Below are 16,170 nucleotides of genomic sequence, written 5' to 3' on the forward strand. Positions count from 1 at the left end.
CGTAGACATACAAAAATCCTTGCCTCTCTATCCATTAATACAATTGGATTGTTGGGGCAAGGATTTTTGCCGGTTGGGTCAAGCCGGGGTGTTCTTTACCCCTTTTGACCTAGCTCTTTATTTATTTCACTTTGACTTTTAATCCTGATTTTACTTCTGGTGAAGCTTTTGGATTCACTAAATACGTTTCACCATGTTTTAATCCTTCTATCACACGATAAGTTTTTTCATCTACTTCTTCAAGAACGACTTCACGATTTTTTAATTTGCCCTGACTAACGACGTAGACAAACTTCTTCTCTTCTTTTTCTCTTACACTTTGTTTCGGAATCGTGATTTCCATTTCAGACGGAATTTCAACACGAATGTCAGTTGGATAACCCAAATAAAGTTTATCCGCTGAATCAAGTGCAATACGGAAGTTAAACGTTGAGACTTGTTTCTCTTTCTTCTTTTGCTCTCCTACGATTGAAAGAAGCTGATCTAGCTGCGGATACTCATCGATTGTTGCAAAGCTACCTGACCATAGTTGTCCAGGAGCCGATTTTGATGTGACTTTAACAGGAAATCCTTCTTCGAGTTCACTGCGCTGACGTTCCGTTAAAACACCTTGAACTTGATAAGGTTCCTTAGAAAGAATCGTTATGAGCGGTTTCTCACTACTAGCATTCGCAGGATCTTCGATATGTGTAACAATTCCATCTATCTTACTTGTCACTTCTAACTCTTTTTTCTCTGACTCTAACACTTGTTGCTCTGTTTTCGCTTTTTCAAGCTCTAATTGCGCAAGCTCTTTATTGTTTTCGTTATCATCTAACTCTCTTTTTAACACAAATGCGCCCATCGTTGAGTCTGATTCGATTAACGTATTATTTTCAATTATTGCTATTTCACTTCGAATCTCACTAACTGCTTTTTCTGCTTGAGAAATACGCAGCTGTGCCATCTCCTGCTTCACTGCATTTTCACTTAGTAGACGATCGATTTCTGTGTTCTCATACGTAAAAAGCAAATCTCCTGCCGCAACCTCTTGTCCTTCTTCAACCGCTATTTCTTGAACACCATCTTCTTTTGAATCAGCATATACCACTTGAACATCGCTTGGAACTACTTGTCCTTTTAGCGTATTCACTTCATTTTTTTCAGGCTTGGCAATTGTATTAAATTGAAGCTTTGGCTGACTTGTTACCTGCGCAGCGATTACTCCACCAATCGCAGCAAGTACGAACAAACCAACCACAATACTCACAATCCACTTCTTACTCCATTTACGTTCAGCCCTCACTTGCGGACTTTCCATGTACTAGCACCTCTTCTATTTATTAAAAGTATTTTCATATAAATTCCATACTTTTTTATTATAGTCTGTTACCTACTACCTGTCACTTCAAGTCTTAATAGTTTTCAAAGAAAATGTCTATTTATACACAAATTAGTCATTTATTCTTAATCACTATCAAGCTAGTAACAAATTACTTTAACCTAAAAAGAGGCTTAAAACTAGAAGAGTAAAGGCTTTAAAGTAAACAAACAAAGTAAAAAGACAATGAACTCGTCTTATCCTTTCATTTGAATAGTTGATGATGAAAAAGATCTAAAAAAGTCGAAAAATCTCGAATTAAGTGTCTTTTTACCTATTAGTTACCACCTGTTATCTAGTACTATGTAAACAATCACATAAGTCTGCGAAAAAGCAAACTCATTGAGAATGGAGGCACAAAACTAAAGGGAGTAAAGGTAGCCAAAATGATACTCTCCAGTCGCCCAATCGCTACCTCTCCGCGTCTCATGGATCATTAACAATTAAAGGAGGACCTATAAAAATAGCTTTTGTTTGGACAAATTTCAGTAAACATGTAACGTCTCTACAACGGTTCTTTCCCCGACTTTCTGACCCTCAGCGTTAAAAGCTAAAAACACCGCTTCTGTATAGAAGGTATAACCTTTAATTTCAGCAATTTCTTTCTTAAGGGCAAAATAATCCTGCCCGCGATATACTAACTCGTAGTCCACATCTCCGTCTATTGAGCGGAAACGGACAACAACTCTTTCTACTTCTCCACAAATACTTGAATTGATAGACGTATTCATGTACACATGATTATTTTTCTTTTCTAAAACCGGTGTGTCGAATACATAACTAGGTAACAGACAACTGTTAGGTGGAGTCCCACAGTTGATACGATCCAAAATCGACTGATACGCAGATCCAATATGGATATTTTGTTCAATATGGTAATAGTGCCCACCTGTTTCATACGCAATTTTTTCTAAAAGAGCTTCATTTAATTGTTGTTTCTTACCTAGTCCAATTGGATAGATGGTAATGCCTTCTCGCTTCGCTCGATCAATCATTTGTAACACTTTTACTTCATTTGATTTGCCATCTGTTAAGAGAATGGCCACCTTTTTTTGATTGCCGGTAAAATGCGTAAAAGCTTTCTCTAATCCTTGTGCAATATTCGTCCCACCCGACTGTCGAACTCCATTTAAACGATTACTCACTGGATACGGTAACCCTGTGTCTAGAAGATATCCTTGGGAATTAAAGTGCGTAGCAATGTTTTGCGTTGCATTCAAAGTGCGAATAAAGGCTTTTGATTTAGAAACGCGTAACCGCTCTGGGTCGTTTTGCTTCATGCTTCCTGAAGAATCAATTACAACTGCCACTTCGGTTTCTTCACGATTACACGCATTATTAATCGTCAAAGATGGTTCATAAGCCACTTCAAAGACATATCGTTTATTCACCAAAGAAGATAATTCATTTTCATAACGTGAATCCATCTGAACAATTTCTGCGGTAATGGTATCATCTACAAGACTTTCAGACGAGAGTGGATAAAGATATGTACTGGCTACTCCATTGACCACGCTCACTTCTGAACTTCCTAATGAAGCTCCTTTAGACGACCGAAAAGCAATACGGCCATTAAAATTGTACGCTGTTTGCCCACCAGGACGAACAATCGTGGCTCTTACCCATGCACTTTGATTCATCGGTAGTACTTTAGGACTCAACTTACTCGTTTCATAGTCCACTTCTATTCTGACTTCTGCTTGAGGAGCATAAGTCAAATTCACGTCAATAGGCGTTTTATAACAAGCCATATTCGCTGCACCATTTGCTACCTGAAACGAAATTTTGTCTGTTACTTCTTTACTCGTTTTAGGCGCAACCACTTCCACACTCAAATCAGGACCATCTGTTTCAGTCGAACTAGAACCAGAAAGTTGATAACCCAAACCTACTTTATCATAATCATTGTCTTCGTCTTTAATCATTGCACCATTTCTCGATGTAACATTGAAGAGATGATTCTGTTCATAAGGAATCTCCCTACCATTGCAATCTTTTAATGTTAGATGAATAAATGTTGAATCGACTCCATTGGCAATCAATGAAGGCTTTTCAACTTTGATCTCTACATTTGAGAGTTTAGATGGTGGTGAAGAGGGCTTTTCTTTTTCAGGGTCTGGAAATTTGACCGTTTCTTCTCCCATGAAGTGGAGTGGCAATGGAATTTGAACATCATCTTTTCCCGTTGCTTTCTGCTTTAAACCTTTCATTTGGCAACTTCCCTGTTTTGAAAGCCGCTGAAAAAATGCCGTAACTTGCGCTCTAGTCATGGGACGGTCGACACCAAAATCTGCATAATCTCTCTTTCCTGTTTGACCACTTGAAAGATTTTGCATATACAGATACTGCGCAGCATGAGGCGTACTTAAATCAAGTCCATTAAAAGCGGTAATCACTTTCGCAACTTGTCCTCTTGTAATCGGCTTATCACGTAAAGAGGCGTTTGTGTATCCATTTAGCGGGATATGTTTATTGATTAAATAACGATAGTTTCCTGAAGCACTATGTTCACCTACTTTGGCAGGGAAGCCATTCTGAGATGAACAATCATACCGAATGAGCATTGCAACAAATTGAGACTCCGTTACAGGACGCTCTGGTTGAAAAGTTCCGTCTGCATACCCTTTAATTAACCCTTTTTGAAAGGCCCATTCAATGGATGAATAAGCCCAATGAGTTGTTTTGACATCTTTAAAAGGGCTCGCAGCACTTGCTGTAAGTGAACTATTTCCTAAAAACAAAAACATCATCATTAAAAAAAGAACAAACTTTTTCGTCATCGACATCCTGTGCGCCGTCCTTTCCTAGTTAAAAAAGAGAACATCATCACGATAATTCTGCTTTAAATCATTTTCCATAAAATCGAGGAAGCGAATGATTAATGCTGAGGCCTGTGCTCTTGTTAACGGATTGTAAGGAAGGAAATAGTGATTACTCCCTTGAATCAGTCCTAGTTCACTCCCCATGTACACACTATCTTTCGCCCAACTTTCAATTTGACTATCATCAAGGAAGCGAGTTTGATAGCCTGGACTTGGTGCACGCCCTTCCATTCCTAATGCACGAATAAGAATGGCTGTCGCTTGCACACGAGTTAGTGATGCCTTTGGCTTAAAGTAGTCTCCTTTTTTAATAATCCCTTTCTCCACTGCACTTTCAATCAATAAGTAATCGGGATCTTTCGGATCTAAATCTTTAAAAATAGGTGTTCTTGGTACTTTTTGATTTTTTGGTTGCTCAAGTACACGTAAATTCACTGCTTTTAACACACCCACTGTGAATTCATATCGATTCATCGGTACGTTCGGTGCAAAAAATGGCGACGATTCTTCAAAAATTCCTAACGAATATAAACGCTCGATATGGTCTTTTGCCCAATTCCCCGATAAGTCTCGAAACTTCGGTACAATCAAACGCTCAATAATTGGCACGTTTTCTTTGGAAAGATGAACGGTTCCTTTTCCACTTCCATAAGGGATGTCATATGTATATTCGCCAATCGTATTTGAGCTATTAATCGCCACATAACCACCAACAAAGCTTGATAAGTCTGGCATATGAGGCTCATATTGAAGTGTTTTCGACTTACTGTCAGATACTTTACTTTTGATAAATGCTTTTCCTAAAGCAGACTCAATTTCATAATCAACTAACTGCGTTTCCGTAGCACCCCAAAAGTTTTCATACCCCATGTTTCGACCAGTCAAATGAACTGTTACTAATTCATTTGTATTATTCACTTTATAAATTTTACGACCAACGAGATTACCAGAATAAAAGTCAGATGCTGGTCGGTTATCACTAATTGAAGCCTGAGAAAGCTGATAATCGTCCAACGTATAAGACATCTTTCCAATGGTCACTTTCTCTGAGAAGCTTTTCACAGATGTTGATGAAGTTGTTTGTCCTTTATCATCTCGTGTCGTACGCACTGTTTCATACATGACTGTACGTGTTAACTTATCATCTGTCCCACTCGTTAACGAAAATTTATGAGTGGTTGTTACCCTATCTTTACTTTCTCTCTCTGTAACGGTTGCCTTACCTGTGAATTTAATTGGCTTACCTGTTAGAAAAAAGACTTCTTCGTAGACGTATTCATTTTGCACACCACCATGAACATCTAGCACTTTTGCTTCGACTGAAGGGATAGTAGCTAGAAAAAAGGCGAGAAACATAAACGTTGTCATCACTACCCCTTGTCGTAATTTTATAATCACGATTGTGATTCCTCCTATCTGAGTACGATTGGTTGCCTCTTCAAAAAGAAAACAGGGGATTTCAATAACCCCCTATTGATGATGATCCTAATCAACCAACAAAACGCGCCCTTTTACATGTGATTCATGCAGTAAGTACAGACGATCACCCACTTGCAAATCTTTCGGTGAGATGATTTTTCCTGCTTTTATAATCGTTGCTTGTTCAATGTTCATACTTGAAATGCTGCCTGTTTCACGCCAAGATTCTTGCTGCCATTGACTGACATTCCGAACAGAAATGACAGCTGGATTGAATCGTTGCACACTTTCTACACGCCCTACAGATACTAATGTCGCTGGCAAATCTTTCCCGATGATATGAAGCGCCCTAATGTGACCGTTCGCTACATAAAAATAACCATACTGACCAACTCGGTCACTTACTTCATTTTCACTAGGTAACACTTTTAAGACAGAATTCCTTGAATCTTCAACAACTGTTGTATCATTGCTAAACGTAAGCAATGGAGCGGATACATTTTGCCAATAGTTATTGGATAATACTTTTGCGTGACTAAGCATTACTTTATACGGTGATGTCGCATACACCTTGCCATAATAGAGTTGATGATTAGCTAAGTTCGGACTTTGAAAGCCGTCGTTTGATACATGAACGACATTGGCATACTGACTTTTTGTCACCCCATCTGTCACGACAAAAGCTGTCCCACTTGCATACAAACTCTTTGAATCGACAATGCGTCCGTTACGAATTAGAATGGTCCCATCGTGATAGCGCAGTTTGCCTGCATTCGTTAATTCAACCCACTTTACTGCTGAGTTAACCGCACGCATCGATTCATAAAAGGTTCGCTCGTTGGTTCGTTTAATCACCATTTTTTCAATGATTTCTTTGCCAAATTGGTTGACCGTCACAACGTACACTTCATGATTGGCATAATGGCGTAAGCGATCACGATCGATTTGCTGATCCCCTACATAAATCGGTATTTTTGAAGAATACGTGTAGCTACTGATACTATTTGCCTGCAACGGCTGCCACAACCAATTTAAAAACATCTTTTGATTCTTTAGAATGATTTTGCGGTTTATCGGATCAATCTGTTGAATTGTTCCTTTATATAGACCTTGAATGTGCGTTCCTTGTTCGTTTACTTCAATGGAATCAATAAAGTTTGTGTCATACTCAGAAAACGTTAACTTCACTCGATCTCCTTCAAAAAGAACACTCAAATCAGATAAATTCGTTCCTTTAAAAATCTCTGTTTTTTCATTTAAATAATAGGTTCGCTCCTGTCCTTGATCCAGTCGAAGCGACAAGTACTTTCCACTTTTATCAACCTGATTGACCGTACCTGTCACGACCTTTTCTCGCGAATTGATGGCTCCAGGAGTCGCAGCGGAAGTTCCGCGCAATTCACTTACACGTCGAAACTGCACATCCGCTTCGACTTCCATCCCTGTTTTAAATGCATTAATTGAAACGAGCAGTCCATTAATCGACAAAACCGCTGTCGAATCCATACGAAGCGTCGTCATTCTACCTTCTGTATTTTTAATCGTGATACTTGCTAGTCTCTTTTCTGTTTGCTCATTGTCCACTGGTACCTCTTCATACGTCACATCAACAAACGTTCCTTTTACAAGTGTACTAGCCGATGTTGTCTGAGTGACAATAAGACCCGTTAACAGTGTCACCATAACAACCAACACAACACATTGCTTCCTACTCAATCATCTCACCTCTATTGGAAAATTCTTCACATCTCTCTACTAGGTATATCGTCTTATCATCCATAACTATTAGGAAAATGATAGAAAAAGAGATAGGAATGTCTTGTGAAACAAGATTTTTCGGGACGTCACTGTGACGAATTTTATAGTAAACCTTCAAAAAGTAGTTATTTTAACTTATAATAATTACTACATATATACATTCATTGAGCCTAAATAACTATAAAGGGAGTTCTGAAGATGATTATAAATTTGCTCAAAGATTTAGCAGACAGTAATATCGCACTGTTATTTATTTACACATTTGCTGTATGTACAATCAATGTTTTGTTTATCTATATAGGAAAGTGGTTGAAAGACAAAAGTCGAAGTGCTCGATTAGCTTTCTTCCTACAAATCATTTCTCCCGGAAGTGGTTATGCTTATGCATCTGCTGTGGTCTATTCTTGGATTAACATTGGACTCTTTGTATGTGCGCTAATTAGTATGCTTCTCATTCATTCAGACGATATGAAAGCACTCATATTTCTAGCCTCACTTCTCATTCCTGCTTTCGGAAGCGCTCATTATGCCAACCAAGCTCGTCGTCGCATTCATCAAAAAGAAAAAGAAAAAAAGCAACAACAACGAGAAGAGAAAATGAGCGAAATCATGAATGCCTATCGTCACGGCTTACTCGAGCATGTCCAAAGAGGTTATCATGTGGCTGTAGATACTAATTTTCTCATGCATTATCACCAAGTGTTGTTTCAACTTTATCAAGAAGCTCGCTTTGATCTTTACCTTCATCCAACAGTCTTTGGGGAACTAGAAGGACTAAAGAAAAGCTCTGATTGGAACACCAGAAATGCAGCACAACTTGGATTTGATATTTTAGAACTCTACCAAAAAGCGCACCGACTACAATGGACGAGGAAAGACTCTCGTATTAAAGATGCTGATCAACGCATCGTTATGGGGATCGCGAGTGAAGTCAAAGCAGGTACGCTGTTAGTATTTGCTTCTCACGACAAAGGCGCCCGCATACTAGCACGCTCTTTACATATTCCTGCCGTGGATCCTTATTATCAAAAAGGAACTGGGTAATTGTAGGTTTATCATTCATCTAGCACATTACCAGACTCTCTCTGCATGGAGTATAAATTCTTACCTAAAGAATGGCCTACTTGTCAAAAAAGAGTAGGCCATTTTTTGGTTTATGCTGTTTCAAAGAATGACTGACTTCCATGCTAAAGCAAGCTATGTAGAACCTACCTTCATCCACACGAACCCATGTCTCGTGAAACAATGGCTAGAATGATTACAACGGCTTTTGACTTAAAAGGAGAAAGCAAAATAACCTTTAAAGATGTACCAAAACAATACTGGGCCTATCCATACATCACAAAAATTGCTGCCAACAACATTACAACTGGCTACAGCGATCAAACGTTTCGCCCTAAAAACAAAGTGTCACGCGCTCAATTTAGTGTATTTCTCTCACGATCCTTAAACAATGATTTTAAAACCTATACGTATACAAGCTCGAAACTAAATGTAAACATGACCTTACCAAACTATATGAAAAACAAATTAATCATCAAAGAACATACACATGAAGATACGTATGGTGTAAAAGCAGATATCGTTAGCTTTTATTACAACGACACATCCGTAGCCAAACAGCCAGTATGGATAAGTGGCGTATCCCGCGTGCGTTCCCAATATGTCGAGCCATTCTTTGGTCCGGATGCAGTTGTCATCGCCAAAGGCTCCTCCTACACATACGTGATGCAAACGCCAGGCGAACACCCTTATATGTACTTTGAAAACACATCTTACCCTAAAACAAAAGAAGCACACGAATATATCCGCTTCTACAATCGCCTATCAACCTCCATTCCTACATGGAGTTATCGTTAATCAAAGAAGGCCCTGCAAAGATAGATGCAGGGCCTTTCTTATACAAATTGATACAAAAAAGAAAGCCCCGCAGAGATCTCTCTCCACAGAACTTCCTTTCATACAATCAATCACTCAACCGTGAAACGTCTTGTGAAACAAGATTTTTCGGGGCGTCACTGTGACTGATTTTATGAACCCTTTTCCCATTTTCCTTTATTAAGCAACTTTTCCTGCTTCAAATGCATTTACAGCAGCATCTAAATCAGCTTTCGCTTGGTCAAGTTGAGCTTTTGTAGAAGCCGCATTGTCGTGTACAGCCTTAGCTGCATTAATCGCTGTTTGAAGAGTAGCTTTTGAACCTACTGCATAATTTCCTTGAGCAGCTCCATCATGTTTAGCTTGGGCAGCAGTTACTGCATTACCTAGTGCTAGTTTAGAGGCAGCAAGTGCCTGAGCATCAATAGCTACTTGAGCGGCAACAGCTGTTAACGCATCTTGACCTGTACGAGCATTACGAGCAGCATCTTCAACAGTACCAACTAAAGTTACTTTAGGTGTTGCAGCTAAATCATTAGTAGTTTTCTCTTTTACAGTTAGTGTTACTGTATCTCCACTTACAGAAACGCCTGTAATTTCGTATCCTTCAATTGTAAAATCACCGTCTTGAACAGATGCTACGTAAAGCGCTTCGCTGAATTGTACAGTGAAACGGTCAACGAAAGTATCACCATCGTTATCAATAGCTGTTGCAACAGTTGCCATTGGAGCATACTTATCGGCAGCTGATGTTGCATTTAAGCTTACAGCAGTACCGAAACCGTTCTTAGCACTTACTGAACCAGTAGTCTTAACTAATACGTTTGCAGCAGTAGTTGGAAGGTCTTGTGAAGTTGTTAAAGTAATTACCGACTTACCGTCAACTACTTCATTTGAAATACTTCCAGCAGCTGAATAGCTAGAACCATTGTCATTAGATACTAAGAAGTCAGCAGCTTGTGCAGATGTAATTAGTTCTTTGAAGTAAAGTTTAATAGTATTTTTGCCAGTTACTTCTGCTTTGTCAAATAATGGAGCAGTAACTCCTGCAGGTACTAATACGTTAGTTGAAGCAACTGCAATTGGGTTACCAGCAGCGTCAGCAACACGTAGCACTTGTAAAGTTGCAGAAGCAGGTGTAGCTTGTGGACCACTTGTTACATCTGTGAAGTCAAGTATTACTGCTTTGTTGTTATCAACAGCAGTAACAGTTACTTTACTGTCTAACGCAACTCCACCAAATAAGTAGTTAAGTTTATTTTCAATTGAAGCTCTATCCATTGCTTCACTGAATACAACTTTAACTTTCTTAGAAGATAAAAGCTGAGCTTGAGTTCCGCTTGTAACTGTATCAAGGTCAGTAATTGTTGGAGCAACTACGTCTTTAATAGCTACAGTTGTAGTGTAATCAGCAAGTTTATTTTGGTTAATTGATGTATCTTTAATGTTCTTAACAGTTAATGTATAAGAACCACCGTTTAAAGCAGCAACAGGAATCGAATATGTGTTACCACTTACATTTGTAATTGTCCCATTAACTGAAACTGTGTTACCACTTGCATCTTTGATTTCATAGTTAGCTGCAGTTGTAGCACCTGATACAGCTTCACTGAATGTTACTTTGAATGCTGTATTTCCATCTACTTCTACTTTTGTTACAGTTGGAGCTACTGTATCTGAGACAACTGTACCAGTTAGTGTTTGTTCAGCGACTTTGTTACCCCAAAGGTCAGCAATTTGTGTACCATTATCCACAGCATAATTCAAGAATAACTTGAATGTACCTTCTGGAAGTGGGTTAGCAAATGATAGAGTGATTTCTTTACCGCTAACTGATTTAGTAGCTTTGTAAGCTGCAACTCCATTATAAGTGTGGAAAAACTCTACATTGTTATCAGCAACTCCTGTGAAATCTTCGTTTGAAGAAAGTACGATTTGAGTAGGAGATGCAGATTTAACTGTTAATACAGGTGCAACTGTATCAACCGCAAATGTGAACTCTTTAACAACTTCATCAATTTTGAATCCAGCATAATCAAGACCATCTTTGACTTTTAGTTTTAGCGTGCCAGAAGCTGGTGCTGTTCCTAAAGTTAAAGTAGCTTCACTTGAACCAGCTGTGAAAGCAGTTGTAACAATCGCAATTGTTCCATCATTTAGAGAGAAAGTTGGAGCAGATTGTAATGGTTCTGAGAATTTAACTTTGATAGTTTTTGGTCCAATAGCATCAACTGATGAAACAACTGGAGCTACAGCATCAACGAATTTCACTGATTTAGTTGTTTTTGCAACAACTGTACCATCAGCTACTTTAACACCTTCAACTGTTAAATCAGCAGATTGCTGTTGAGAAGTACCAGAAACAGTTAATGTTACTGATTTTCCGTTTACTTCAGCAGCAGTAACAGTTACACCGCTACCAGACGCAAACGTATAGTTACCTGTTGAACCAGCAGTAGTTGAGTCAACATCTTTGTTGAAAGTTACTACAACTTGCTTAAGGTTAACCGCACTAACAGAAGTAACTTCTGGATTTACAGCTACAACAGTAAACTCAGCTTCTTTTTTAGCTTCACCAGCTGTTACACGTACAACGTGCTTACCTGCTGGAAGCTTTTCAAATGAAGTAGAAATTTTACCGCCTTTTACTTCTACTTCTTTTTTAGCAGCTGCATCTTTAGTAGTGTCGCCGTTAGCGAATACTTCTACAGTTGCTTTTTCAGCGTTACGTACATCTGCAGTTACAGTTGTTACTTCGTCTGCAGTTGTTGCAACAACGTTTTCGATAGTCTCTTTAGTAGAAGCTTGTGCACGGTATACCATTGAAGCAAACGCAGCACGAGAAATGTTACCACGAGGGTTAAAGTTTTCTACTACAGTTACTCCATTTTCAGATAGAATTTCAATGTATTCACGGAAGCCTTCAAAAGCAAGATCTAAATCTTTCACTTTGCTTTCTTTACCTTCAACTCGCTCTAAGCCAAAAGTTTCAACAAGAACTTTCGCCATTTGTTGACGAGTAATTTTACCTTGAATATTTAACTTCCCTTCTGAACCAGTCATAACACCTGCATGGAATACTTCGTAAGCAGCTTTCACTAACTCTTCATCTGCAGTAACTGGAACATCTTCAAATACTTGCTCAACTTTACCTTCGCCAGGAAGTACACGAGCCATCATGATTGCTGCTTGAGCACGAGTGATTTCTGCATACGGTGCGAATGTTCCATTAGGTAAACCTTTGATGATACCTTTTTCTACTAATGAGTAGATTGCTTCAGCGTGTTCATGACCTGCTGGTACATCTGGGAATGTTTTTTCTGCAGCACTTGCTACTGGAGCTAGTGCAGAAGCAACTACTGCTGCTGTAACAGTACCTGCTACAAATTTACGATAAGACTTTGGTTGGTAAGCCATTGAATTATTTCCTCCCTTGGTTGTGTAAAAAATAAAATATTTAGACTAACATTAAGAGATTTGTACTATATGTATCTATAATCCTTAATACTAGCTGTTAACAAATTACAGTATAATAATTACTAGTTTTATTGTCAATATTTTTCATAAATGGTTTAAACATACTTTTTTTCTCTTTTTATTTACCATTTACATGATTAATTAACAAACTATACCTATTATTCTACATGTTTCTAGGGAAGTTTCAATACTTTTTTACATAACTTTGTAGAAAAATAGGTTTTTATGTTCACAACTTAAGAAGTCAACAATTTTACAATATGAGACTATAGAATTAATTATTCTTTCTTTTTGTTACACAATTGTAAAATAATCCCCCTCTTTTTTATGATAGACTATTTTCAGAAAATACTTTAAATACATACAAAATTCGATAATATCGATTATATTACGAGGTGTACATATGATTAGACGTTTAATAGTCGGAATCGTTTCATCATTATTTATAGTTTTATTTACCTATCAACCCATAAATGTACATGCCACTACATCATTAGTGAACTATGATAAAATTATCCCAGCCGCTAAGAAGTACATGAACATTCCGTACCGGTATGGAGGGACTGCTCCTACTGGGTTTGATTGCTCTGGTTACATTCAATATGTGTACAATGAAGCAGGTATTAAACTACCTCGCACAACGGTTGACATGTATAGAGTGGGACAAGCCGTTTCAAAAGCAAATTTACGCGTAGGAGATCTCGTTTTCTTTAATACAACCGGACGCATCCCTTCTCATGCGGGTATTTACATAGGAGATAATGAATTCATTCATTCTTCATCTTCAAAAGGCATTAGTATCTCTAACCTTAACGACCCTTATTATTGGGGCAAGAAATACATAGGCGCTCGTCGCGTTCTTTCTTATCCGTTAGCACAAGGACAGTTCAAAGACATTAACACATCTTACTGGGCGCATCATGAAATTAAAACACTTGCGAATAATGACATTGTACAAGGCTATCAAGGGAGCTATTTTAAGCCACATGATACAATTACAAGAGCGGAAGTAGCCGCTCTGCTTGCTAAATCATTCGACTTACCAATGTCAAATCGAAAGCAAACGTTTAAAGACGTTCCAACGAATCACTGGGCTGTCGGTGCCATTAATGCCCTTCACGCAAAAGGCATTATGAACGGAGATAACAACGGAAACTTCCGACCGAATGATCGCTTAACACGCGCGCAACTATCGAAAGTATTAGTAGAAGCATTTCATTTACAAAAAACAACAGCAACTACTTTCACAGATGTACCTTCTACTCATTGGGCAAATGACTATGTAAACCAACTGGCTGCATCAGGTATTACAACGGGTTATGACGATGGCTCATTTAGGCCGGAAACGAAAGTAAACCGTGCACAATTTGCTACTTTCTTATATCGAGGTTTATAAGATAAACAACAAGATCCTACGCTGAAGCGCGTAGGATCTTGTTGTTTAAGGCTTTAATTGTACAGATCGCGTTAAAAACAACGCAAATTGTCCGCGCGAAACAGATTGAGTGGGCCTAAAATAGTCAGTTACAACTGTGATGTTGTTAGCCGCTAATTGATTAATCGCGTCATAACTGTGATAAGACACCGGAACGTCTTTAAATGTTCGCTCTGTTGAAGCAGGACTGTATGTGTCTTTGTAGACTCTTGTTAAAATAGATGCCATTTGAGAACGACTTAAATTAGCAGTCGGTTGAAACTTCCCCCCTACTCCCATCAATCCATGTGCTTCGACCGTTGCCATTTGACGATAATAAAGGTCTGTTGGTTTAATATCAGTCGATTTTACTTTATACCCTTCAGGTAACGTTAAACCGAGCGCATCGACTAACATTTTCGCTACATGCTGACGCTGAATGACATTTCGCGGTTTGAATGTTCCATCATCGTAACCTTTAATAATGCGATTGAGCTGTAAATATGCGGTTGCTGCAGCGAGTTCTCGGTCTTCACCTGTAATGTCGTAAAAGAAGTGAAGGTCTCCTTTTTGGAGATAGGACTGCTCTACATACCCTTCAAAGTTATAGCCCTTTACTTCATACATAAACGTCGAATCGGATTGCTTATATGGTCCACTCATCACTTGAAGCGGTGTATACATTGGAAGCATTGTGACTTCTTTTCCGTTTATTCCACTTACATAGGGCGCAGCTTTTTTCATGTACACCATTTCTCCGAGATAATAAGTACGCTCACGTTCTTCTCTTATGAGCTCTTCTTTATCTCGCTTTGCATCATCAAGGTGATCGTATGCCAAATGTAATCGTGCAGAGCCACGATTAAATCCTCTCTCTGCGTGTTGAACAGCTTGAAGACTTACTTGATCAATCTCACTTTTGTTTAACAACCATTTATTTGTACGAAGATTACTTTGTTCAAACCACTGTTCGCCATCATCTCCACTTTTAACAGAACCAAATAGTACAGGAAGATATCTTCCTTCATAATCTTGCCCTAAAATATGTGTTGTTTTATTTTGTAGATGTTGAGAAAACAACTGAAGGTCAACGTATTGATTGTCTATGCGGTTCAATCGATATTGAGTTAAGTTTACGACGATTGGTATTTGAATTTGATAGTCAGGCGATGACAGATGCTGCTGCCAATAGGCTTGTAGTCCGCTTGTTTCAAAGGCCGTTGGCAGTTGTGCATTCATTTGCATATGCTGCATGAGGGCTTTTTCAGATCCAAATAATTGCACATAATCTTCCGCTAAAATTTCTGGAATCATCCACAGATAGTCGCCATCTCCTGTATTTACCTTCGAATACTGATCGAGCTCACGTACTTTTGCATACTTCGACTTTAGCCAGTCGTCTGGTAACAATCGTTCATTGTTTAATAGATGATAAAATGTAAAATGATGGCCATACTCGTGAGACAGTGTGAGGGCAAGTGCGTCCACCGTTTCATTCGTATTTCCGTTATATAGATGGATTTTGCGTCCTGGTAATAACTTCTTTTGTCGAAGGTCATATTCAGCAAAATACTGACCTAATACCCCTTTGCCGGCGGGGGCGTTGGGAAAAATAATTACTTCTTTTAAAAGAGAGAGTTCTTTTCCATGTTTATTACGCAACAATTCTTGTTCAAGCTCTTTTAACTTACTCGCTGTGTTCCACTTCGAGCTGTAACTCTTAACGGTCACACCACTTTCCCCTTTATATGTAGCGATCAGTTGATAATACTCTTCATAACTAGACTGGGCACTTTTCACCTTGGTTTCGTCTACGACCTGTGCATACGCGTCACTCGCTTGCACAGAAAAGAAAAGTACACCCACCAAAATAAGAGACCTTATAAATGCTTTCATACATGTCCTCCTTCTCTATGACACTACTAGACGTAAAGTCTACTAAATTTTATCATAAACAACCGTTTAAGAAGGAGAAGAAGACAACAAAAAGGATGAGTCGAAAAATCGCACTTTTTCGACTCATCCTGGACCATTCATTGCGT

Annotated in this window: 9 protein-coding genes; 3 read left to right on the top strand and 6 right to left on the bottom strand. The window is 38.6% G+C overall.

What is annotated here, in order from left to right; genetic code table 11:
• Positions 1–121: 121 nt before the first annotated feature.
• The 4 genes from DIS06_RS07185 to DIS06_RS07200 all read right to left on the bottom strand — a co-directional run bounded on the left by DIS06_RS07185 (position 122) and on the right by DIS06_RS07200 (position 7,317).
• The gene (locus DIS06_RS07185) at positions 122–1,300 is read right to left on the bottom strand and encodes an efflux RND transporter periplasmic adaptor subunit (RefSeq protein WP_110112564.1); all 1,179 of its coding nucleotides are present in this window, start codon (positions 1,298–1,300) and stop codon (positions 122–124) included.
• Between the two features lie 545 nt (positions 1,301–1,845).
• Entirely contained in the window at positions 1,846–4,146 is a 2,301-nt protein-coding gene (locus DIS06_RS07190) for an S-layer homology domain-containing protein (protein ID WP_110112565.1), read from the bottom strand.
• A gap of 18 nt (positions 4,147–4,164) precedes the next feature.
• Positions 4,165–5,580 (bottom strand): S-layer homology domain-containing protein, encoded by a 1,416-nt coding sequence (locus DIS06_RS07195; protein WP_239421936.1) that lies wholly within the window; start codon positions 5,578–5,580, stop codon positions 4,165–4,167.
• An 87-nt stretch (positions 5,581–5,667) separates the two neighbouring features.
• The gene (locus DIS06_RS07200) at positions 5,668–7,317 is read right to left on the bottom strand and encodes a hypothetical protein (RefSeq protein ID WP_204166772.1); all 1,650 of its coding nucleotides are present in this window, start codon (positions 7,315–7,317) and stop codon (positions 5,668–5,670) included.
• 240 nt (positions 7,318–7,557) lie between these two features.
• Between DIS06_RS07200 and DIS06_RS07205 the strand changes: the two genes are divergently transcribed.
• The gene (locus DIS06_RS07205) at positions 7,558–8,403 is read left to right on the top strand and encodes a PIN domain-containing protein (protein WP_110112567.1); all 846 of its coding nucleotides are present in this window, start codon (positions 7,558–7,560) and stop codon (positions 8,401–8,403) included.
• Between the two features lie 201 nt (positions 8,404–8,604).
• Entirely contained in the window at positions 8,605–9,219 is a 615-nt protein-coding gene (locus DIS06_RS07210; RefSeq protein WP_162595910.1) for an S-layer homology domain-containing protein, read from the top strand.
• Between the two features lie 198 nt (positions 9,220–9,417).
• Here DIS06_RS07210 and DIS06_RS07215 read toward each other — a convergent pair whose 3' ends face one another.
• Entirely contained in the window at positions 9,418–12,654 is a 3,237-nt protein-coding gene (locus DIS06_RS07215; protein WP_110112569.1) for an S-layer homology domain-containing protein, read from the bottom strand.
• A 463-nt stretch (positions 12,655–13,117) separates the two neighbouring features.
• Here DIS06_RS07215 and DIS06_RS07220 point away from each other — a divergent pair, with 463 nt between their 5' ends.
• On the top strand, positions 13,118–14,110 hold the full coding sequence (locus DIS06_RS07220) for a C40 family peptidase (RefSeq protein WP_110112570.1): 993 nt from the start codon (positions 13,118–13,120) through the stop codon (positions 14,108–14,110).
• Positions 14,111–14,155: 45 nt separating this feature from the next.
• Here DIS06_RS07220 and DIS06_RS07225 read toward each other — a convergent pair whose 3' ends face one another.
• Positions 14,156–16,024, bottom strand: coding sequence for an S-layer homology domain-containing protein (locus DIS06_RS07225; protein ID WP_110112571.1), 1,869 nt, complete (start codon positions 16,022–16,024; stop codon positions 14,156–14,158).
• Positions 16,025–16,170 lie beyond the last annotated feature (146 nt).

The organism is Bacillus sp. CGMCC 1.16541 (assembly GCF_003184905.1).
Classification (GTDB): Bacteria; Bacillota; Bacilli; order Bacillales; family Bacillaceae_H; genus Priestia.